Here is a 21,001-nt window from a genome sequence, read left to right as displayed (position 1 = left end):
GAAGCATCCCCATTCGCCACTCCCTATTCGCCACTCGCCGATCTCACTTCTTCACCATCGCACACGCCTGGTCCGGCGGACCGAACGCCTTGTCGCCTGAGATGGTCGTGAGGATCTTGTAATAGTCCCACGGATATTTGCTCTCCTCCGGCGTCTTGACCTGCACCAGCCAGAGGTCGTGGACCATCAGATTGTCCTCCCGCAGCTTGCCGTTGCGGGAGAAGAAATCCTCGATCGGCTTCTCCCGCATCTTGGCGGCGACCTTGAGCGGATCGTCGGTGCCGGCTTCCTTGATGGCGTTGAGATAGTGCATCACGGATGAATAGACGCCGGCCTGCCACATCGACGGCATCTTGTTCATCTTGGCGAAATAGCGCTTCGACCATTCGCGGGTCTTGTCATCCATGTCCCAATAGAACGACGTGGTCAGCAGCAGGCCTTGCGCCGCCTGCAGGCCGAGGCCGTGGATGTCGGTGATCAGCGCCAGCAGCGCCGCCATCTGCTGGCCGCCCTTGAACACGCCGAACTCCGAGCCGGTCTTGATCTCGTTCATGTTGTTCGGGGGACCTGCCGCAATGCCGATGATCTTGGCCTTGGAGGCCTGCGCCTGCAGCACGAAGGAGGAGAGATCAGGCGTTGCCAGCGGCGGCCGCACCGAGCCCAGCACCTTGCCGCCATTGGCGGTGACGACCGCGGACGCGTCGCGCTCGAGCGAATGGCCGAAGGCGTAATCGTCGGTGATGAAGAACCAGCTGTCGCCGCCGCGCTTGACCACGGCGTCCGCGGTGCCGACCGCGAGCGCGCGGGTGTCGAACACCCACTGGATCGCGTAAGGCGAGCAGAACTTGCCGTGGAAGTCCGCGGTGCCGGTGGAATGGGTGATGAACAGCCGCTTCTTCTCGTTGGCGACGTTCTGCACCGCGAGCCCGACCGCGGAGACCGGCACGTCGACGATCAGGTCGACCTGGTCGACGTCGTACCAGCGCCGCGCGATCGTGCCGCCGATGTCGGCCTTGAGCTGGTGGTCGCCGATCACGATGCTGATCGGCTTGCCGAGCACGGTGCCGCCGAAATCGTCGATCGCCATCTGCGCCGCGGTCACGGAGCCCTGGCCGGTCGGCGCGGAGGCCGGGCCGTTCATGTCGGTGAGCACGCCGATCTTGACGATGTCGTCGGAAACCTGCGCCGACGCCGCACCGGACAGCAGCGCCGCCGTCAAGGCGGCCGCGACCGGCAGTCCAAATCTGATTGGATTCACGCTTGTCCTCCCCTGATCCGGCACGTTGGCCGGTGTTGCCCCGGGTATGCCCGGCTGAATTGGTTTCTTTTGCAACTATTTTGGGGCGGGCGTCAATGTCAGGCTGCGAAGCGGATCCGCCCCGCGGGTGAGGGATCGTAGCCGGTCAGCTCATCGGCGCGCTGGCGCAGCCGCCGTTCGTTCAGGAATCCGATCAAGGCCTGCATGGCGGGGCGGAAATAGCTGCGCTGCCGCATCGCGAGGTCGAAATTCTCCCAGACCAGCGGCACGAAATCGAGACCGGCCGAACGCGCGGCGGCGCGCGTCGCGATGCCGCAATCGGCCTGGCCGGCGCGGACCAGTTCCGCAAGATCCGGTCCGGTCAGGGCCGGCGTCTCGACCCTGCGCAAATCCCGCGTCGTGGCGCCCACGCGCTTCAGGAGCACGTCGAGCAGCATCTGCGCGCCCGTGCCCTGTTGCCGCATCGCCATCCGGGCGCCGAGCGCGAGCACGTCGGTCAGGCCGTGCAGGTGCTTGGGATTGCCCTGCGGCAGCACGAGACCCTGTTCGCGGCGTACGAACGCGACCAGCACCGCATCATGCAAATCCGGAGCGGCCCGCAGCGCCTCGACACTGGCATCCCCAGCGAGATCATCGGAAGCATCCAGGCCGTGGAAATGTATCGCCGCCGCCATCACCTCGTTGCGCTGCAAGCGCTCGAGCCCGCGCACACTACCCTCGCTCATCGATCCCAGGCCCGAGCCGGATTCGCGCAAGGCCCAATCCAGCAGCTCGTCCTGGCTGCCGCCGACGACCGGCGGCGGCTCCGCGATCAGCATGCCGGCCGGACGCGCGAGGCCTGAGAGCACCCAGAGATCGAGTTCGTGGCGTGGGAAGAGCCACTTCCCGGTCACCTTGGTGCAGGGGATCGCGCCTGTGGTGACGAGTTCGTAGAGCTTGCGTTCGCCGAGCCGAAGATAGTCGGCGGCTTCGCTGGTCGTCAGGAATTCCATCCTGCATTCCTATGCAAATTCTTGCTTCTTTTTGACGTTCGACGCAGGTGGAATTCTGCATTTCAATTCGTGTCCGCCGGAACCATGCCCGATCATCTCGCTGCTTTGCAACACATCCGCGCGCGCGTCTTTTGCTTTGGTGAATGATCCCGAATCGTTCGGCGCGTTGCCGAAATTTCCCGGGTGACGTGCGCAAAAGGCAAACGCGTCACGAGTGCGGCGCAATCGATCATCATCATGATCGGGTCGTAGCCAAAGGAACCCCTGATCATGGGCCGCCTGTCCGTTGCATTCGCGCTGTTCTGCGGCCTCACCGCCGCCGTTGCGGCGTCATCCGCCGAGGACCGCGGCTTCGTCCTTGCCACGACGACCGCGACGCAGGATTCCGGCCTGCTCGACTATCTGCTGCCGATCTTTCGCGACAAGACCGGTGTCGACGTGACGGTGATCGCGCGGCGCGCCGACGAGGTGCTCGACGGGCCGCGCAGGGGCGAGGCCGACGTCGTGCTGATGCATGCCCGGCCGCAGGAGGAGAAATTCGTCGCGGACGGGTTTGGCGTGAAGCGCTTTGACGTGATGTACAACGACTATGTGCTGATCGGGCCGAAGAACGATCCCGCCGGCGTCAAGGGCAAGGACATCGCGACGGCGCTGAAGGCGATCGAGGCCAAGGGTGCGCCGTTCGTGACGCGCGGCGACCGGTCGGGCACCCATGCTGCGGAGCTTGCGCTCTGGATCGTCGCCGGCATCGACATCGCCGGAGCCAAGGGCGCCTGGTATCGCGAGGCGGCACAGGGCATGGCCTCGGCTCTCGACGCCGCGCGCGCCGCCAATGCCTATGTGCTGTCGGATCGCGGCAGCTGGATCGCCTTCAGGGATCGCGGCGATCTCGATATCGTCGTCGAAGGCGACCGGCGGCTGCTCAATCAGTATGGCGTGATGCTGGTGAACCCCGAGAAGTTTCCGAACGTGAAGAAGGATCTCGCGCAGACCTTCATCGATTGGCTGACCTCGCCGGAGGGGCAGACGGCGATCGCAGGCTACAAGGTCGACGGACAGCAGCTGTTCTTCCCCAATGCGGACAGGTCGGGCGGTTGACGTCGGCATCGCCGGTGGTTGCCAAACCGGGCGATGCATGGTCCACCATGGCGCATGACCCAGCGCCTGCCGCCATCGCTGACGCCGCTCGACACCGCGCTCGCCGCGTTGCTGAGCGGGCTTGAGCCGCTTGCACCGGTGGAGTTGCCGCTGAGCGAAGCGGCCGGCTGCATCGCGGCGGGCACGCCGCTGCTTGCGGCCCATCCGCATCACGACATCGCCGCCGCGGATGGCTGGGCGCTTTGCGCCAACGATCTCGTCGGCGCGTCCTCTTATTCGCCGCTGCCTTTGCCACAAGCGCCCGCGTGGGTCGAGGCCGGTGACACGATGCCCGCCGGCTGCGACTGTGTGCTCGATGCCGACGCGGTCGATGCATCGGGGCCGCTCGTGCAGGTGCTGGCGGAGGGCGTGCCGGGGCAGGGCGTCAGGCGTGGCGGCAGCGACATCGCGGAGCGCACGCCGGCCGGCGCCGAGGGCCAACCGGTCGTCGCAGCCGATCTGCTGCTCGCACGCATTGCCGGTTTGGACAAGCTCGGCGTGCGTCGGCCCCGGCTGCGCATCGTCAACGTGCCGGGTGCAACGGCAACGATGCATATGATCGCGGGGATCGCGCGCGCTGCGGGACTGGATGTGAAGACGTGTGAGGCGAGCGCGCGCGATGCGGTGGCGATTGCCGATGCGCTCGATACGTCCTCCTGCGATCTGATCCTCACAGTCGGCGGCAGCGGCGTTGGCCGCGGCGATGCGGCCGTGACGGCGCTGGCTCAGCGTGGTCAGGTGATCGCCCACGGTCTTGCACTTCAGCCCGGGCGGACTGCTGCGGCCGCGAAGATCGGAAAGGTTCCCGTCGTCGCCTTGCCGGGCTCGCCGGATCACGCGCTGGCGGCGTGGCTCGCGCTCGTGCTTCCGCTCGTCGACCGGCTATCGGCGCGCCGGCCGCGCCGGCGCGTGACCCTGCCGCTTGCGCGAAAAATCGCATCCAGCGTCGGCATCGCCGAGATCGCTTTGCTGGCCCGGGAACAGCACGGCTGGATGCCGCTTGCCGTGGGCGAATGGCCGCTCCAGGCTATTGCCGGTGCGGACGCATGGCTGCTCATTCCCGAAAGGGACGAGGGATTTGCGGCGGGCGTGCCGATCGATGCCTATCTGATGCGGGAATGATATGGGTTTTGACATGTCGATGAACCCGCAATCGCAAATCCGCAGCGCGCTCGAACAAGAGCAGTTCCTCAAGATCCTCTCGCGCGAGGAGGCCCTGGCGCGCTTCGAGGCCGCGTTGTTCCCGCGCGCCGTTCCGAGCGAAAAGCGCAAGCTCGGCGATGCGCTCGGCGTGGCGCTCGCCGAAGACATCACCGCGCCGATCGACGTTCCCCCGTTCGATCGCTCCAATGTCGACGGTTTTGCCGTGCGCTCGGCCGACCTTGCGGCGGCTGGCGAAGGCGCTCCTCGGCGCCTCACGCTGAACGGCGAGACTATCCACTGCGGCACCGCGCCGAGGGTGCAAGTGGCGGCGGGAACCGCAACGCCGATCGCCACCGGCGGTCCGTTGCCGCGTGGTGCCGACGCGGTCGTCATGGTCGAGCACACCCAGCCCGCTGGATCCGATGCGATCGACGTCCGCCGTGCGGTCTCGCCGGGGCAATTCGTGTCGTACGCCGGATCCGACATCGCGCGCGGCGAGGCGCTGCTGCGTGCCGGCACCATCATCGGCTCGCGCGAGATCGGCATGCTGGCCGCGTGCGGCATCGCCGAGGTGAACGTCGCGCGCAAGCCGCGTGTGGTCGTGATCTCCACCGGTGACGAACTGGTCCAGCCCGGCGGGGCTCTTCCGCCCGCCGCGATCTACGATACCAACGGAGCGATCGTCGCCGCTGCGATCGACGAGAACGGTGGCGAGGCGGTCTTCCTCGGCGCCATTCCAGACGATGAGGCGAAACTCGAATCCGCCATGCGCCGCGCGCTTGCGGACGCCGACATGCTGGTGCTGTCAGGCGGTACCTCGAAAGGCGCGGGCGACCTGTCCCATCGCATCATCGGCCGGCTCGGCGTACCAGGCATCATCGCACACGGCGTTGCGCTCAAGCCCGGCAAGCCGCTGTGCCTTGCGGTGTGCGACGGCAAGCCGGTGGTGATCCTGCCGGGCTTTCCGACCTCGGCGATGTTCACCTTCCACGACATGATCGTGCCGGTGCTGCGCAGGATGGCCGGGCTGCCGCCGCGCTCGGATGCCAAGGTGAGCGCGACCGTGCCTGTGCGCATTGCGTCCGAGCTCGGTCGCACTGAGTTCGTCATGGTGTCGCTGGTCGAGGGCAGGGACGGCCTGATCGCCTATCCCTCCGGCAAGGGATCCGGCGCGATCACGTCGTTCGCACAGGCCGACGGCTTTCTGCGCATCGACGCGCTCGCCGACCAGATGCCGGCCGGGACCGAAGCCGAGGTGACGCTGTTCACGCCGCATGTGCGCGTGCCCGATCTCGTCATCGTTGGCAGCCACTGCACCGGCCTCGATCTTGTCACGGCGCAACTCGCGCATGCTGGCCTGACCGTGCGCTCGATCGCGGTCGGCAGCCTCGGTGGACTAGCGGCGACAAAGCGCGGCGAATGCGATCTCGCGCCGATCCACCTGTTCGACGAAAAAAGCGAGACCTACAACACGGCTTATCTCGTCGACGGGCTCGAGCTCGTGCCGGGCTGGCGACGGATGCAGGGCATCGTGTTCCGCAAGGGCGACAGGCGTTTCGAGGGTATTGGTGCGAAGGAGGCCGTCGCTGCTGCTCTCGCCGATCCCGCTTGCATCATGGTCAACCGCAACCAGGGCGCGGGCACGCGCATCCTGATCGACCGGCTGCTCGCCGGTGCGCGGCCGGAAGGCTACTGGAACCAGCCGCGCTCGCACAATGCAGTCGCGGCAGCTGTTGCGCAGCACCGTGCCGACTGGGGCATGACCATCGCGCCGGTCGCTCACGCGGCCGGCCTCGGCTTCATCCCGCTGGCGGAAGAGCATTATGATTTCGCGCTGGTCACGGTGCGCAAGCAACGACCGGCCGTGCAGGCGTTTCTCGACGCGCTCGGCTCGCATGAGACCCGCGCCGCGCTGGAGCGGGCTGGCTTTCGGCCCGCGTAGACGAATCCGGCCAAAACGGGCTTTCGCTAGGACGCGTCATCCAGTGCCGCCAGCCGCTCCGCTTCGGCGATGTCCTCGACCGTGTTGGCGTTGAAGAACGGATCGAGCGGCTCGGTCGGCCACGTCACCGTCGCGAGCGGATAGCGTGCGGTCCAGCGGTCGATCTTGCGGAGGTCCTCGACGACCAGCGCGTGCCGGAGCTCGTCGCGCAAGGTCACGCGCCACAGGCCGATCACGGGATGCGACTGCTCGCCTGATGCCGCGACCGCGAGCTGCGCGTTCTCGCGGGCACGTGCTTCATGCAGGCGCGCGACCAGATCGCGCGGCAGGAACGGGCAATCGCCGGCGGCGCTGAGCACCCACTCGGTGTCCGGCTGATTCGCCGCGGTCCAGTCGAGCGCGGCGAGGATGCCGGCGAGCGGGCCGGGAAAGCCGGGCACGTCGTCGGCGACGACCTGCAGGCCGAACGCGGCAAAGCGTGCGGGATCGCCGTTGGCATTCAGGATCAATCCGCTGCACTGCGGCGTCAACCGCGCGATCACGCGTTCCAAAATGGTGCGGCCGCCGATGGTGCGCATCGGCTTGTCGCCGCCGCCCATGCGCCGCGCCAGGCCGCCGGCGAGCAGCACGCCTTGCGTCGGCAGAATGTCAGTCGTCACCAGCTTCACCTTTGCGCTTGTGCTTCGCCGACTCTTCTTCGACGTAAGCGAGGTCCTGGTCGTAGACGATGCGCTCCTCGCCCGCGAGCGCGATAAAGCGCTTGCCGCGGGTGCGTCCGACCAGGGTCAGCCCGACCTGCCTTGCGAGATCGACGCCCCAGGCGGTGAAGCCGGAGCGCGACACCAGGATCGGAATGCCCATGCGCACCGTCTTGATCACCATCTCCGAGGTGAGGCGGCCGGTGGTGTAGAGGATCTTGTCGGAGGCGTCGACGCCGTGGCGGTACATCCAGCCGGCGATCTTGTCGACGGCGTTGTGGCGGCCGACGTCCTCGGTATAGCAGAGCGGGGTGCCCTCCCTGCACAGCACGCAGCCGTGGATCGCGCCGGCCTCCAGATAGAGCGAGGGCATGGTGTTGATGGTCTGCGTCATCTGGTAGAGCCAGGAGGTGCGCAGCTCGGCCTTCGGTAACGCGACGCTCTCGACCGCCTCCAGCAGATCGCCGAAGGCGGTGCCCTGCGCGCAGCCCGAGGTCTGCGTGCGCTTCTTCAGCTTGGCTTCGAAATTGGTGTGGTGGTCGGTGCGCACCACGACCACCTGGAGGTCGTCGTCGTATTCGACCTCGGTGACCACGTCATTGTACTTCAGCATGTTCTGGTTCAGCAAATAGCCGAGCGCCAGATATTCGGGGTAATCGCCGATCGTCATCATGGTGACGATCTCCTGCGAATTCAAATAGAGCGTCAGCGGCCGCTCCATCGGCACCTTGATCTCGACCTTGGCGCCGGTCTGGTCGGTCCCGGTCACGCTCTGGGTCAGGCGCGGGTCGTCCGGGTTGGGGATGATCAGGGGCACCGGGGCTTTGTCGATCTTCATCATGGCGGCGAGGTTAGCATGACATTCGGGTCAAGCCGATATAAGCATGCCGTGGAGAGAACGAAATGCCTCGGTTCGTCATTGCGAGCGCAGCGAAGCAATCCAGAGTACCTCCGCGGAAAGATTCTGGATTGCTTCGCTGCGCTCGCAATGACGGGGAGGGGACGGTGGTTCCACCAAGGACCAGGCAGCTTGCGGAGACGGAGCTGGAATGAAAGTCATCGGCCTTGCGGGCTGGAGCGGTGCGGGCAAGACCACGCTGTTGACGCGGCTGATCCCGCATTTCAACGCGCAAGGCCTGCGCGTCTCGGTCATCAAGCATGCGCATCACCAGTTCGACGTCGACGTGCCCGGCAAGGATTCCTGGCGCCATCGCGAGGCCGGCGCGGCCGAGGTGCTGGTGGCGTCGTCAAACCGCTGGGCCCTGATGCACGAACTGCGCGGGGCGGCGGAGCCGCGGCTGCCGGAACTCTTGAGCAAGCTGTCCGCGGTCGATCTCGTCGTGGTCGAAGGGTTCAAGCGCGAGCCGCATCGCAAGATCGAGGTGCATCGCGCGGCGAATGGCAAGCCGCTGATGTTTCCCGACGATCCCGGAATTGCCGGGATCGCGACCGACACCGCGGTTGACACTGGGCTGCCGACTGTCCATCTCGACGATATCGCAGCGGCCGCGGCATTGATGCTGCGCGCGGCGATGCCGGTCGAGGAAGCGGTGGCGAAAAGCGCCGCGATACGCTGACGAGGCACCATGGCGCAACTCTCGGACGATTGCTTTGCCTTCGGCGGCCCGATGATGTCGGTCGACGAGGCCGTTGGCCTGATCACGACGCGCGTCAATGCGATCGCCGATATCGAGACCGTGGCGCTGGTCGAGGCGGACGGGCGGGTGCTGGCGCGCGATGTCGCAGCGCCCCTGCCGCTGCCGCCCTTCACCAACTCGGCCGTCGACGGCTATGCTTTGCGCAACACCGATATCCCTGAAAGCGCGGAGCGGGCGTTCCCGCTCGATGGCCGCATCCAGGCCGGCGGCCTTGCCCAGGCGCCGATAAAGCCCGGCCACACCGCGCGCATCTTCACGGGCGCGCCGATGCCGCCGGAGGCCGAAACCGTCTTCATGCAGGAGGACGTCCGCATCGATGTATCAGGCAAGATCGTGCTGCCGCCGGGGCTGAAGCCCGGCGCCAATGTCCGCCCCGCAGGCGAGGACATTCCAAAGGGGCACATCGCGCTGCGCGCCGGCCAGCGCTTGCGGCCGCAGCATGTCGCGCTTGCCGCCGCGTTCGGTCTTGTCAGTCTCGACGTCGTCAGGCGCATTCGCGTCGCGGTGTTCTCGACCGGCGACGAACTGGCCTCGCCCGGCGAGCCGCGTGCGGCCTCGCAACTGTTCGATTCCAACCGCTTCATGCTGATGGCGATGCTGCGCCGGCTCGGCTGCGAGGTCAGCGATCTCGGCATTCTGCGCGACGAGCGCGCTTCGCTCGCGAATGGCTTGAAGCAGGTGGCCGGTCATCATGACCTGCTCCTCACCACCGGCGGCGTCTCGACGGGCGAGGAGGATCACGTTAAGGCGGCGGTGGAGAGCATCGGCTCGCTGGTGCTGTGGCGGATGGCGATCAAGCCCGGCCGTCCCGTGGCGATGGGCATCATCGACGGCACGCCGCTGATTGGATTGCCGGGCAATCCCGTCGCGAGCTTCGTCACCTTCGTCCATGTGGTGCGGCCGACCGTGCTGGCGCTCGCCGGCGGCCTGCCGGAGCCGCTTCTGCCGATCCCGGTGCGGGCGGCTTTCACCTACAAGAAGAAGGCGGGCCGGCGCGAATATGTTCGCGTCTCCTTGCGGCGGGCGCAGGACGGCCGGCTCGAGGCGGTGAAGTTTCCGCGCGAAGGGGCCGGGCTGTTGTCTTCGCTGGTCGAGACCGACGGCCTCGTCGAACTCGGTGAGAGCATCACGGGCGTTGAGCCAGGGCAGGACGTAGGCTTTTTGTCCTACGCCGATCTGCTCTAGCGGCCTTGCGTTGACGCCATCGATCGGTCCCGCCATGTTGCGCCCATGACCAGAACGACGCTCGATCTCACCGGACTGAAATGCCCGCTGCCCGCCCTGAAGACGCGCAAGGCGCTCAAGCCATTGCGGCCGGGCGATCAGCTCGAGGTCCACTGCACCGACCCCTTGTCGGTGATTGACATTCCGAACTTGATCCGCGAGACCGGCGACAAGGTCGAGATCACCGAGCGCAACGAGGCGCGCATCGTGTTCCTGGTCGAAAAGAGCGACGCCCCGTAGAAAGGCGAATGTTCACGGCGGCGACGTTTGACTATGTTGCGCCTGCGCGGGACACGGCCGGAACTTCGCTGCAATGCGAAAGGGGCCGATCAGTGCGGTGGATGATCTCAAACCTACTCTCAAACCTAAGACCTCGGGCATGACTTTCTCAACATCGAGGGCAAGCGCGGCCGCAAACCCTGCGGTTGGCCGCGAGCCTGCCGCCAAGCCCGGCAAGACGGTTGCAGGGCCGGAGTTCGGGGCGTTGGCACAGGCCTCCATCCTGATCGTCGACGACGAGCCGGGCATGCGCAATTTCCTGGTGCGCACGCTTGGACCGCGCTGCAAGCTGGTGGACGAGGCCGCCGATACCGACCAGGCTTCGCGCAAGCTCGATTCCAATCGCTATGACGTCGTCATTCTCGACAACATCATGCCCGGCAAGAACGGCGTCGATTGGCTCGCCGAGCAGCGCGCCGTCGGCTTTTTCGCCGACGCCATCCTGATCACCGCCTATGCCGACCTCGACACCGCGATCCAGGCCTTGCGCGCCGGCGCGGCCGATTTCGTGCTCAAGCCGTTCCGCTCCAACCAGATCCTCAACGCGGTGGCACGATGCCTCGACCGTGTCCGCCTCCAGCGCGAGAACTATGTCCTGCGCTACGCCCTGCGCGCCTCGTCCGACCGCACCTTTCTGCGCGACAATCTGATCGGACAGTCGGCAGCGACGCTGCGCGTGCGTGAGACCATCGCGCGCGTCGCGCGCCTGCCGACCTCGGTTCTCCTCACCGGCGCGTCCGGCACCGGCAAGGAAGTGGCGGCGCGCTCGATCCACTCGCTGTCCGATCGCGCCGACAAGCCCTTCGTGCCCGTGAATTGCGCGGCGATCCCGCCCGAGATGATCGAGGCCGAGCTGTTCGGGCACATCAAGGGCGCCTTCACCGGCGCCGATTCGGGGCGTGAGGGCCTGTTCCTGTATGCGCATGGCGGCACGCTGTTCCTCGACGAGATCGGGGAGCTGCCGCTGCCGATGCAGAGCAAGCTGCTTCGCGTGCTCGAAGACCGCCGCGTCCGTCCGGTCGGCTCCGAGCGTGAAGTTCCGGTCGACCTGCGTTTCATCTTCGCAACCAATGCCGAGCTTCAGAAAGAGGTCGAAAAGGGCCGTTTCCGAGCCGATCTGTTCTACCGGCTCAACGTGATGCAGATCCACCTGCCGCTCCTGAAGGATCGCGGCGATGACGTGCAGGAGCTTGCCGCCATCTTCATGAGCAAGCTGTCGACCCAGCTCGGCATGCCGCCGGTGTCGATCGACGCCTCGGTGCGGGCGGCGCTCGCAAGCTATGACTGGCCGGGCAATGTGCGCGAGCTGCGCAATTTGATCGAGCGCACGCTGATCCTCGGCGCCTTCCCCGACGATTTCGCAGGCTCCCGCAACGACGGTCAGTCGGCGCCTGCCGACAGTCTCGCCGAACTCGAGCGACGTCACATTCTCGGCGTGCTGAAGGAGGTCAATGGCAATCGCGAGGAGGCGTCTCGGCGTCTCGGTATCTCGCGCAAGACCATCGACCGCAAATGCGCGTTATGGGATGTCTGATGGTGTCCGCCGCAGCGGTGAACTCGTGCGGGGACGCTCCGTCCGCTTCCGGTTGCTCGCGATCGCTCTGCTGCCGATGCTGGTCATCCTGCCGCTCCTGCTCGGCGTTGCAATCTATCGCTGGAACGCGAAATTCGACGCGGCCCTGATCTCCAAGGTGAACGGCGATCTCACCATCGCCCACCAATATCTCGCCCGCATCCTGGAAAAGACCGGCGTCCAGATCCGGGCGCTCGGCCTGTCGGCCCGCTTCCAGGAGGTGCTGGCGCCGGATGCGCGCGGCTCGCTCCGGGATCTGCTCGACGAGACCCGCAAGGAGATCGGTCTCGATTTCCTGTACCTGACCAACGATCGCGGCGACGTCCTGGCCTCATCGCCGCCGCTGCAGCATCAACCGAGAAGTGACTGGCCGATCATCGTGTCGGCGCTGTCGGGCCGGGTCCCCGCGACCGGCGTCGACATCTTCGGCAATGACGAGCTCGCCGCAATTTCGCCGGCCCTGGCCGAGCGCGCGCGATTGGACCTCGTGCCGACCCCGAACGCGGTGCCGACCGACCGCAGCACGGAGACGCGCGGCATGGTCGTGCACGCGGCGAGTCGGGCGATGCTGCCCGACGGGGGTGCCGCTGCGCTGGTCGGCGGCACGCTGCTCAACCAGAACCTCGAATTCATCGACACGATCAACGATCTCGTCTACCGCGCGGCGAGCCTGCCGGAGGGCAGCCAGGGCACCGCGACGCTGTTCCTGGACGACGTGCGGATATCGACCAACGTGCGTCTGTTCGAGGGACGGCGTGCGCTCGGCACGCGCGTGTCGGCGGCGGTGCGCTCGGCCGTGCTGGGCGAGGGGCACACCTGGCTCGACAGCGCTTTCGTGGTCAATGACTGGTACATCTCCGCTTACGAGCCGCTGGTCGACAGTTACGGCAAGCGGGTCGGCATGCTCTATGTCGGCTTTCTGGAGAAGCCGTTCAGCGAAGCCAAATACCAGACATTGGTGATCATCATCGCAGCGTTTATCGCGATCACCGTCGCGACCGTACCGATCTTCCTGCGCTGGGCGACCTCCATCTTCATGCCGCTGGAGCGCGTCACGGCGACGATCGGCGAGGTGGAGCGCGGGAACCTCTCCGCCCGCACCAAGATGCCGGTGCTGGGTGACGAGATCGGCCGCGTCGCGGTTCATCTCGACAGCCTGCTCGACCAGATCCAGGAACGCGACCGGCAGCTCCGGGAATGGAATGAGGAACTGAACGTCCGCGTGCTGGAGCGCACCCGGGACCTCGAGCACGCCAATCTCAAGCTCGAGGCAACCACCAAGCAGCTCATCATGTCCGAGAAGCTGGCTGCGATCGGCGAGATCACCGCCGGCGTTGCGCACGAGATCAACAATCCGATCGCGGTGATGCAGGGCAATCTCGACGTCATCCGCAGCGTGTTCGGGGCCGATGCCGACAAGGCGAAGGTCGAGTTTCGCCTGCTCGACGAGCAGATTCACCGCATCAGCCAGATCGTGACCAAGCTGTTGCAGTTTGCAAGGCCGGAGGAATATGCCGGCTATCTCGAGCGCCATGCGCCGACGAGCGTCATCTCCGACTGTCTGCCGCTGGTGCAGCATCTTCTGAACAAGACCGAGATCGCCGTGGTCAGGGACGACCGCGCCAGCCGGCTCGTGCTGATGAACCGGAACGAGCTGCAGCAGGTCCTGGTCAATCTCATCGTCAACGCGATCCACGCCATGCCGGACGGCGGAACCCTGACGCTCCGCTCCTTCGATGCCGAGCGCGACGGCCATCAAGGCGTTGCCATCGAGGTCACTGATACCGGAATCGGCATGAGCGCAGACGTGATCGAAAAGATATTCGACCCCTTCTACACCACCAAACGGCGGCAAGGCACCGGACTGGGCCTCTCCATCAGCCAGACGCTGATCAAGCGCCAGGGCGGACAGATCACGGCGGAAAGCCACCTCGGTTCCGGCAGCACCTTCACGATGTGGCTGCCCGAAGCGACCTGATTGGACATTTTGTCCTTGGAGTCAGGACATTCTGTCCGAAGCGGCGCGCTGCGCTGCGGGAAGTCGTTGAATCGTCACGATGCGACTTCTGGCACGCGCGTTGCTCTTCTCAAGACAGGGTGTTGAGGGGGATGAGGGCGCGATAGCCGTCAAGGCAACGCTGCTTGCGAGGCGAAGGGACATCGCCCGCGATCAGTTGCTTGCTCGGCGCACAAGACGGATGCGCACCAGACGATTCCACTCGGCATGAATGAAGTCCGACCTGTCATGCGCGGCTGAAAGCACGCACACGACCGGTCTCAAACCGATGTGCCGGCAAGGCCGCGCTTGGGAGGGAATGCTTATGACAACTGCCGATACCGTTCTTGCACCGGTTGGTGCTTCCGGCTTCCTCGATCGTGAACGCACGATCGCGAAGGCCGGGTTCAATCGCTGGCTGGTGCCGCCGGCCGCGCTGTGCATCCATCTCTGCATCGGCATGGCCTACGGCTTCTCGGTGTTCTGGCTGCCGCTGTCGCGCGCGATCGGCATCACGCAGAGCAAGGCTTGCCCGGACATCTCGCTGTGGCAGGAGCTGTTCACCACGACCTGCGATTGGAAGGTCGCAAGCCTCGGCTGGATGTACACGCTGTTCTTCGTCCTGCTCGGCGTCTCTGCCGCGATTTGGGGCGGTTGGCTCGAGCGTGCCGGCCCCCGCAAGGCAGGTTTCGTTGCCGCGCTTTGCTGGGGTGGCGGCCTGTTGATCGGCGCCTTCGGCGTCTACGTCCATCAACTCTGGATCATGTGGCTCGGGGCCGGCGTCATCGGCGGCGTCGGGCTCGGCCTCGGCTATATCTCGCCGGTGTCGACGCTGATCAAATGGTTCCCCGATCGTCGCGGCATGGCGACGGGCATGGCCATCATGGGTTTTGGCGGTGGTGCGATGATCGGTGCGCCGCTCGCCAATCTGCTGATCAACTACTTCAAGACCGCAACGGATGTCGGCGTCTGGCAGACCTTCGTCGTGATGGGCGTGATCTATTTCATCTTCATGACGATCGGTGCCTTTTCGTATCGGGTGACGCCGCCCGGCTGGCAGCCTGATGGCTGGACGCCGCCAAGCGAGAAGAAGTCGATGATCACCGAGCACCATGTGCACCTCAACAACGCGCACAAGACGCCGCAATTCTGGCTGATCTGGTGGGTGCTCTGCTTGAACGTCTCGGCGGGTATCGGTGTGATCGGCATGGCCTCGCCCATGCTCCAGGAAATCTTCGCCGGCAAGTTGATCGGGCATCCGGAGCTGACGTTCAGCCAGCTTTCGGTCGAACAGAAGGCATCGATCGCGGCGATCGCCGCCGGCTTCGCCGGCCTGCTGTCGCTGTTCAATATCGGCGGCCGGTTCTTCTGGGCGTCGATGTCGGACCTCATGGGGCGCAAGAACACCTACTACACGTTCTTCATCCTCGGCATCGTGCTCTACGCGCTGGCGCCCACCTTCGCGGCGATGGGCTCGAAACTGCTGTTCGTGCTCGGATTCGGCATCATCCTGTCGATGTATGGCGGCGGCTTCGCGACGGTGCCGGCCTATCTTGCCGACATGTTCGGCACCCAGTTCGTCGGCGCCATCCACGGCCGGTTGCTGACGGCATGGTCGACTGCCGGCATCATCGGTCCGGTCGTGGTCAACTACATCCGCGAGTTCCAGCTCGCGGCCGGCGTGCCGCGTGATCAGCTCTACAACACGACGATGTACATCCTGTGTGCCATGCTGATCGCCGGTTTGATCTGCAACTACCTGATCAAGCCGGTCGATCCGAAGTGGAACATGAGCCACGAGGAGGTGGCCCGCCTGCAGGCGGCCAGTGCGAAGAGCGAAGCGTCGGTCCAGCACGGCTCGTTCGGCATCGGCAAGGGCGGTCTGGATGCCAATGCGGCGCTGTTCTGGGCCTTTGTCGGCGTGCCGCTGGCTTGGGGTGTCTGGAAGACGCTGGAGAGCGCGGTCAAGATCTTCTGATCGCACGTTCATCGCGGCGGGAGCGCACCATGCGCGCTCCCGCCGCTCATTTCGATTGTTTCAAAACTTCCCTGGGGGAATTCGATGGTTCGTAAGCTCGTTTGTGCAGCCGCCGTGCTGCTCGTCGCCGGCGCCCTGCAATCCGCATCCGCACAGACCGCCGCGGCACCGGCTGTAACGCCGCCCGCCGCGACCGAGGCCAAGCCCGGCAAGATCAAGCTGACCGCGCAGAAGCTCAAGGACATGAAGGCCAAGTGGAGCGCCAACAAGTCAAAGCTTAGGGAGTGCCGCAAGGACGTGAAGGCCAAGGGCCTCGCGGGCGACGATCGCTGGTTCTATATCGAGGAGTGCATGGGCAAGAGCTGACCCGTCAGCATTGGGGCACGGAGAGGTCACCTGCAGCCTCGGAGCGGAGCTCGATACGATTTCGCTATCGCAGCATAGGAAGCCTTTATTGATCTCCAGACCAATTCAGGCTTCGTTCTATCGATTGGCGCGTTGGACGAACGCAAGGCCGTGTCCGGGCAGCGATCCTGGGTTGCCCTTGGGCTGCGCTTAACTGCTTCCGTGAGCATGATAATTTGCTTGGCATCTGGCATGCCAGGAGCTAGAACTGGAGTCGTTCTAAAAGACGAGATCGAGACGAATCGATGAGCCACGACGACGTGCACAAGGTCCGCCCGTTTGAGCATCCCGGTGAGGGACGCAAGCGCGCCAAGGCCACGCCCAAGGGGCGGCAGGTCGATCCCACCGCCGCGCACGAGATCGAGCAGCTGCTCGGCGACAGGCCGCGGCGGCGTGATCTCCTGATCGAATATCTGCACCTTATCCAGGACAGATATCATCAGATCTCGGCCGCGCATCTGGCCGCGCTCGCTGACGAGATGAAGCTCGCCTTCGCCGAAGTGTTCGAGACCGCGACGTTCTACGCGCATTTCGACGTGGTGAAGGAGGGCGAGCCGGATATCGCCCCGCTGACGATCCGCGTCTGTGACTCCCTGACCTGTGCGATGCTCGGCGGTGAGAAGCTGCTCGAGGATCTGCAAAGCGCAAGCGGCCCTGGCATCCGTGTGGTGCGCGCGCCCTGCGTCGGTCGTTGTGATACTGCGCCGGCAGCCGAGGTCGGGCACAATTTCGTCGATCATGCGACCGTCGCCAATGTGATGGCGGCGGCGAAGGTCGGCGACACTCACGCGCATCTGCCCAACTATATCGGCTACGAGGCCTACGTCGCGGGCGGCGGCTACAAGCTGCTGGGCCGCCTGCGCTCGGGCGAACTGTCGACCGACAATCTTTTGAAATCGCTCGACGATGCTTCGCTGCGTGGCCTTGGCGGCGCCGGCTTCCCGACGGGACGTAAATGGCGCGCCGTGCTCGGCGAACCCGGTCCGCGGCTGATGGCGATCAACGGCGACGAGGGCGAGCCCGGCACCTTCAAGGACCGCGTCTATCTCGAAAGCGACCCGCATCGCTTCATCGAGGGCATGCTGATCGGCGCGCATGTGGTGCAGGCCTCCGATGTCTACATCTACCTGCGCGACGAATATCCGGCCTCGCGCGAGATCCTGGAGCGCGAGATCGCAAAGCTCCCGCCGGGCGGCCCGACGCTGCACATGCGCCGCGGCGCCGGCGCCTATATCTGCGGCGAGGAATCCTCGCTGCTGGAAAGCATCGAGGGCAAGCGTGGCCTGCCCCGGCACAAGCCGCCTTATCCGTTCCAGGTCGGCCTGTTCGGCCTGCCGACGCTGATCAACAACATCGAGACGCTGTGGTGGGTGCGCGACATCGTCGAGAAGGGCGCTGATTGGTGGAAGGGCAATGGTCGCCACGAGCGTCATGGCCTGCGCAGCTTCTCGGTCTCGGGCCGAGTCAAGAATCCCGGCATGAAGCTCGCACCCGCGGGCATCACCGTGCGCGAGCTGATCGACGAATATTGCGGCGGCATGGCCGATGGCCATCAGTTCTATGCGTACCTGCCGGGCGGCGCATCCGGCGGTATCCTGCCGGCGTCGATGGACGATATCCCGCTCGATTTCGGCACGCTGGAAAAATACGGCTGCTTCATCGGCTCTGCCGCGATCGTGATCCTGTCGCAAAAGGACAGCGTGCGCGCGGCGGCGTTGAACCTGATGAAATTCTTCGAGGACGAGAGCTGCGGCCAGTGCACGCCGTGCCGCGTCGGAACCCAGAAGGCGGCGCTGCTGATGCAGAAGCCGGTCTGGAACCGCGCTCTTCTGGAAGAATTGAGCCAGGCGATGCGCGATGCCTCGATTTGCGGGCTTGGACAGGCGGCATCGAATCCGCTGGCCACCGTGATCAAATATTTCCCTGACGAGTTCAAGGAAGCGGCCGAATGACCAAGATTACGTTTGAGCTCGACGGCAAGCAGGTCGAAGCCAATCCCGGCGAGACAATCTGGCAAGTCGCAAAACGCCAGGGCCGCGAGATCCCGCATCTGTGCTATTCGCCCGCGCCCGATTATCGGCCCGACGGCAATTGCCGCGCCTGCATGGTCGAGATCGAGGGCGAGCGCGTGCTGGCTGCGTCCTGCAAGCGCACGCCGTCGGTCGGCATGAAGGTGAAGTCGGAGTCCGCGCGCGCGGTGTCGGCGCAGAAGATGGTGATGGAGCTGCTCGTCGCCGACCAGCCGGCACGCGAGACCAGCCACGATCCGGATTCGAAATTCTGGCACTGGGCCGAGACGACAGGCGTCACCGAGAGCCGCTTCCCCGCCGCCGAGCGCTGGGCAACCGACGCCAGCCATCCGGCGATGCGGGTCAACCTCGATGCCTGCATCCAGTGCGGCCTGTGCGTGCGCGCCTGCCGCGAGGTCCAGGTCAACGACGTCATCGGCATGGCCTATCGCAACCATGGCTCGAAGATCGTGTTCGACTTCGACGATCCCATGGGCGAGTCCACCTGCGTCGCCTGCGGCGAATGCGTGCAGGCTTGCCCGACCGGCGCGTTGATGCCGGCCGTGATGCTCGACGAGAAGCAGACCCGTGTCACCTATGCCGACAAGAAGGTGGATTCGCTCTGTCCGTTCTGCGGCGTCGGCTGCCAGGTGACCTACGAGGTCAAGGACGAGAAGGTGATCTATGCGGAAGGCCGTGACGGCCCCGCCAACCGCAACCGTCTCTGCGTCAAGGGCCGCTTCGGCTTCGACTACATCCATCACCCGCATCGCCTGACCAAGCCGCTGGTGCGGCTGCCGAACGCGAAGAAGGATGCCAACGACCAGGTCGATCCCGCCAATCCCTTCACCCATTTCCGTGAAGCGAGCTGGGAGGAAGCGCTCGACATCGCCGCCAAGGGCCTCGTCAAGATCCGCGACGAGAAGGGTGTGAAGGCGCTGGCGGGCTTCGGCTCGGCCAAGGGCTCGAACGAAGAGGCCTATCTGTTCCAGAAGCTGGTGCGTACCGGCTTCGGCTCCAACAACGTCGACCATTGCACCCGACTGTGCCACGCCTCGTCGGTGGCGGCGCTGTTCGAAGGCTTAAGCTCGGGCGCGGTATCGGCGCCATTCTCGGCTGCGATGGATGCCGAAGTGATCATCGTGATCGGCGCCAACCCGACCGTGAACCATCCGGTCGCCGCGACCTTCATCAAGAATGCGGTCAAGCAGAACGGCGCAAAGCTGTTCGTGATGGATCCGCGCCGGCAGACGCTGTCGCGCCACGCGACCAAACACCTGCAGTTCAAGCCCGGCTCCGACGTCGCAATGCTGAACGCGATGATCCACACGATCATCACCGAAGGGCTGACCGACGACCAGTACATCGCCGGCTACACCGAAGGCTTCGAGGACCTCAAGGAGAAGATCAAGGAATTCGCGCCGGAGAAGATGGAAGCGATCTGCGGCATCCCGGCGCAAACCTTGCGCGAGGTTGCCCGGACATATGCCCGCGCAAAATCGTCGATCATCTTCTGGGGCATGGGCATCAGCCAGCATGTCCACGGCACCGACAATGCGCGCTGCCTGATTGCGCTGGCGCTGATCACCGGCCAGGTCGGCCGTCCCGGCACCGGCCTGCATCCGCTGCGCGGCCAGAACAACGTGCAGGGCGCCTCCGACGCCGGCCTGATCCCGATGTTCCTGCCGGACTATCAGCCGGTTGGTCGCGACGATCTGCGCGGCAGCTTCGAAAAGCTGTGGCAGCAGGATCTCGATCCCGTCCGCGGCCTGACCGTGGTCGAGATCATGAATGCGATCCACGCCGGCGAGATCACGGGAATGTATATCGAGGGTGAGAACCCCGCGATGTCCGATCCGGATCTGCAGCATGCGCGCCATGCGCTCGCCATGCTCGATCATCTCGTGGTGCAGGATCTCTTCGTCACCGAGACCGCATTCCATGCCGACGTCATCCTGCCGGCCTCGGCCTTCGCGGAGAAGGACGGCTCCTTCACCAATACGGATCGCCGCGTGCAGCTCGCCCGCCAGGTGATCAAGCCTCCGGGCGATGCGCGGCAGGATCTCTGGATCATTCAGGAGATCGGCAAGCGCATGGGCCTGCCCTGGAATTACGCCGGCCCGGGCGACGTCTTCACCGAGATGGCAGAGCTGATGCCGTCGCTGAAGAACATCACCTGGGAGCGGCTGGTGCGCGAAGGCGCGGTGACCTATCCGGTCGACGATCCTAACAAGCCCGGCAATGAGATCATCTTCACCACGGGCTTCCCGACCGCCAGCGGCCGCGGCAAGATCGTGCCGGCCAAGGTCATCCCGCCGGACGAGATCCCCGACGCCGAGTATCCGATGGTGCTGTCGACCGGTCGCGTGCTGGAGCACTGGCACACGGGTTCGATGACCCGCCGCGCCCAGGTGCTCGACCAGATCGAGCCGGAGGCGGTCGCCTTCATGTCGCCGAAGGACATGCGCAAGAAGAACCTTACACCGGGCGATTTCATTCGTCTGGAGACCCGCCGCGGCGCGGTCGAGGTCAAGGTCCGCTCGGACCGCGACGTGCCGGAGAACATGGTGTTCATGCCGTTCTGCTACGCGGAGGCGGCGGCGAACCTGCTGACCAATCCGGCGCTCGATCCGTTCGGCAAGATCCCGGAGTTCAAGTTCTGCGCGGCCCGGGCCGAGCGCGTGGAAATGCGGGACGCGGCGGAGTAGG

Annotated in this window: 17 protein-coding genes; 12 read left to right on the top strand and 5 right to left on the bottom strand. The window is 65.3% G+C overall.

Annotation, left to right across the window (positions count from 1 at the left end; all coding sequences use genetic code 11):
• Window positions 1–43: 43 nt before the first annotated feature.
• From GGD62_RS26295 to GGD62_RS26285, 3 genes are all read right to left on the bottom strand, one after another.
• Window positions 44–1,258 carry an ABC transporter substrate-binding protein gene (locus tag GGD62_RS26295; RefSeq protein WP_183711000.1) on the bottom strand — a complete coding sequence of 405 codons (1,215 nt, stop codon included), beginning with the start codon at window positions 1,256–1,258 and terminating at the stop codon, window positions 44–46.
• Window positions 1,259–1,356: 98 nt separating this feature from the next.
• Entirely contained in the window at window positions 1,357–2,250 is an 894-nt protein-coding gene (locus tag GGD62_RS26290) for a helix-turn-helix transcriptional regulator (RefSeq protein ID WP_183710998.1), read from the bottom strand.
• 9 nt (window positions 2,251–2,259) lie between these two features.
• On the bottom strand, window positions 2,260–2,475 hold the full coding sequence (locus tag GGD62_RS26285; RefSeq protein WP_157644218.1) for a hypothetical protein: 216 nt from the start codon (window positions 2,473–2,475) through the stop codon (window positions 2,260–2,262).
• A 45-nt stretch (window positions 2,476–2,520) separates the two neighbouring features.
• On the opposite strand from GGD62_RS26285, the gene GGD62_RS26280 reads away from it, so the two are divergent.
• Genes GGD62_RS26280 through GGD62_RS26270 form a run of 3 tightly spaced genes read left to right on the top strand, consistent with a single transcriptional unit; the run spans window position 2,521 to window position 6,472 of the window.
• Window positions 2,521–3,348 (top strand): substrate-binding domain-containing protein, encoded by an 828-nt coding sequence (locus tag GGD62_RS26280; protein ID WP_026201771.1) that lies wholly within the window; start codon window positions 2,521–2,523, stop codon window positions 3,346–3,348.
• A gap of 54 nt (window positions 3,349–3,402) precedes the next feature.
• Window positions 3,403–4,509 (top strand): molybdopterin-binding protein, encoded by a 1,107-nt coding sequence (locus tag GGD62_RS26275; protein WP_183710996.1) that lies wholly within the window; start codon window positions 3,403–3,405, stop codon window positions 4,507–4,509.
• 1 nt (window position 4,510) lies between these two features.
• Entirely contained in the window at window positions 4,511–6,472 is a 1,962-nt protein-coding gene (locus tag GGD62_RS26270; RefSeq protein WP_183710994.1) for a molybdopterin biosynthesis protein, read from the top strand.
• Window positions 6,473–6,498: 26 nt separating this feature from the next.
• On the opposite strand, the gene mobA is transcribed toward GGD62_RS26270, so the two are convergent.
• Both mobA and fdhD read right to left on the bottom strand, forming a co-directional pair.
• Window positions 6,499–7,140 (bottom strand): molybdenum cofactor guanylyltransferase MobA, encoded by a 642-nt coding sequence (mobA, locus tag GGD62_RS26265; protein WP_183710992.1) that lies wholly within the window; start codon window positions 7,138–7,140, stop codon window positions 6,499–6,501.
• The gene (gene fdhD / locus GGD62_RS26260) at window positions 7,121–8,011 is read right to left on the bottom strand and encodes a formate dehydrogenase accessory sulfurtransferase FdhD (RefSeq protein ID WP_183710990.1); all 891 of its coding nucleotides are present in this window, start codon (window positions 8,009–8,011) and stop codon (window positions 7,121–7,123) included. The genes mobA and fdhD overlap by 20 nt, the downstream gene beginning before the upstream one ends.
• 208 nt (window positions 8,012–8,219) lie before the next feature.
• On the opposite strand from fdhD, the gene mobB reads away from it, so the two are divergent.
• The 9 genes from mobB (at window position 8,220) to fdhF (ending at window position 21,000) form a co-directional block, all read left to right on the top strand.
• Entirely contained in the window at window positions 8,220–8,747 is a 528-nt protein-coding gene (mobB, locus tag GGD62_RS26255) for a molybdopterin-guanine dinucleotide biosynthesis protein B (protein WP_183710988.1), read from the top strand.
• Between the two features lie 9 nt (window positions 8,748–8,756).
• On the top strand, window positions 8,757–10,013 hold the full coding sequence (gene glp, locus GGD62_RS26250) for a gephyrin-like molybdotransferase Glp (protein ID WP_183710986.1): 1,257 nt from the start codon (window positions 8,757–8,759) through the stop codon (window positions 10,011–10,013).
• Window positions 10,014–10,058: 45 nt separating this feature from the next.
• Window positions 10,059–10,292: a sulfurtransferase TusA family protein gene (locus tag GGD62_RS26245; RefSeq protein ID WP_183710984.1), complete on the top strand. Its 234-nt coding sequence runs from the start codon at window positions 10,059–10,061 to the stop codon at window positions 10,290–10,292.
• A 139-nt stretch (window positions 10,293–10,431) separates the two neighbouring features.
• Window positions 10,432–11,865: a sigma-54 dependent transcriptional regulator gene (locus GGD62_RS26240; RefSeq protein WP_183710982.1), complete on the top strand. Its 1,434-nt coding sequence runs from the start codon at window positions 10,432–10,434 to the stop codon at window positions 11,863–11,865.
• Window positions 11,858–13,882, top strand: coding sequence for a cache domain-containing protein (locus GGD62_RS26235; RefSeq protein WP_183710980.1), 2,025 nt, complete (start codon window positions 11,858–11,860; stop codon window positions 13,880–13,882). The genes GGD62_RS26240 and GGD62_RS26235 overlap by 8 nt, the downstream gene beginning before the upstream one ends.
• Before the next feature lie 343 nt (window positions 13,883–14,225).
• On the top strand, window positions 14,226–15,878 hold the full coding sequence (locus GGD62_RS26230) for an OFA family MFS transporter (RefSeq protein WP_183710978.1): 1,653 nt from the start codon (window positions 14,226–14,228) through the stop codon (window positions 15,876–15,878).
• Window positions 15,879–15,962: 84 nt separating this feature from the next.
• A complete protein-coding gene (locus GGD62_RS26225; protein WP_018317018.1) occupies window positions 15,963–16,244 on the top strand; it encodes a hypothetical protein in 282 nt (93 codons plus the stop codon).
• Window positions 16,245–16,528: 284 nt separating this feature from the next.
• The gene (locus GGD62_RS26220) at window positions 16,529–18,235 is read left to right on the top strand and encodes an NADH-ubiquinone oxidoreductase-F iron-sulfur binding region domain-containing protein (protein ID WP_179736901.1); all 1,707 of its coding nucleotides are present in this window, start codon (window positions 16,529–16,531) and stop codon (window positions 18,233–18,235) included.
• A complete protein-coding gene (gene fdhF / locus GGD62_RS26215; protein WP_018317020.1) occupies window positions 18,232–21,000 on the top strand; it encodes a formate dehydrogenase subunit alpha in 2,769 nt (922 codons plus the stop codon). The genes GGD62_RS26220 and fdhF overlap by 4 nt, the downstream gene beginning before the upstream one ends.
• Window position 21,001: the final 1 nt, after the last annotated feature.

Origin of the sequence: Bradyrhizobium sp. ERR14 (assembly GCF_014198235.1) — a bacterium.
In the GTDB taxonomy this organism is placed as follows: Bacteria; Pseudomonadota; Alphaproteobacteria; order Rhizobiales; family Xanthobacteraceae; genus Bradyrhizobium.
The sequence above is the reverse complement of the archived record's forward strand: the minus strand, read 5'-3'. Positions and strand labels throughout refer to the sequence as shown.

Coding starts and splice junctions, on each gene's coding strand:
- GGD62_RS26290 (WP_183710998.1), bottom strand. CDS start 2,250: ATGGAATTCCTGACGACCAGCGAAGCCGCCGACTATCTTCGGCTCGGC.
- GGD62_RS26280 (WP_026201771.1), top strand. CDS start 2,521: ATGGGCCGCCTGTCCGTTGCATTCGCGCTGTTCTGCGGCCTCACCGCC.
- GGD62_RS26275 (WP_183710996.1), top strand. CDS start 3,403: ATGACCCAGCGCCTGCCGCCATCGCTGACGCCGCTCGACACCGCGCTC.
- GGD62_RS26270 (WP_183710994.1), top strand. CDS start 4,511: ATGGGTTTTGACATGTCGATGAACCCGCAATCGCAAATCCGCAGCGCG.
- fdhD (WP_183710990.1), bottom strand. CDS start 8,011: ATGATGAAGATCGACAAAGCCCCGGTGCCCCTGATCATCCCCAACCCG.
- mobB (WP_183710988.1), top strand. CDS start 8,220: ATGAAAGTCATCGGCCTTGCGGGCTGGAGCGGTGCGGGCAAGACCACG.
- glp (WP_183710986.1), top strand. CDS start 8,757: ATGGCGCAACTCTCGGACGATTGCTTTGCCTTCGGCGGCCCGATGATG.
- GGD62_RS26245 (WP_183710984.1), top strand. CDS start 10,059: ATGACCAGAACGACGCTCGATCTCACCGGACTGAAATGCCCGCTGCCC.
- GGD62_RS26240 (WP_183710982.1), top strand. CDS start 10,432: ATGACTTTCTCAACATCGAGGGCAAGCGCGGCCGCAAACCCTGCGGTT.
- GGD62_RS26235 (WP_183710980.1), top strand. CDS start 11,858: ATGTCTGATGGTGTCCGCCGCAGCGGTGAACTCGTGCGGGGACGCTCC.
- GGD62_RS26230 (WP_183710978.1), top strand. CDS start 14,226: ATGACAACTGCCGATACCGTTCTTGCACCGGTTGGTGCTTCCGGCTTC.
- GGD62_RS26225 (WP_018317018.1), top strand. CDS start 15,963: ATGGTTCGTAAGCTCGTTTGTGCAGCCGCCGTGCTGCTCGTCGCCGGC.
- GGD62_RS26220 (WP_179736901.1), top strand. CDS start 16,529: ATGAGCCACGACGACGTGCACAAGGTCCGCCCGTTTGAGCATCCCGGT.
- fdhF (WP_018317020.1), top strand. CDS start 18,232: ATGACCAAGATTACGTTTGAGCTCGACGGCAAGCAGGTCGAAGCCAAT.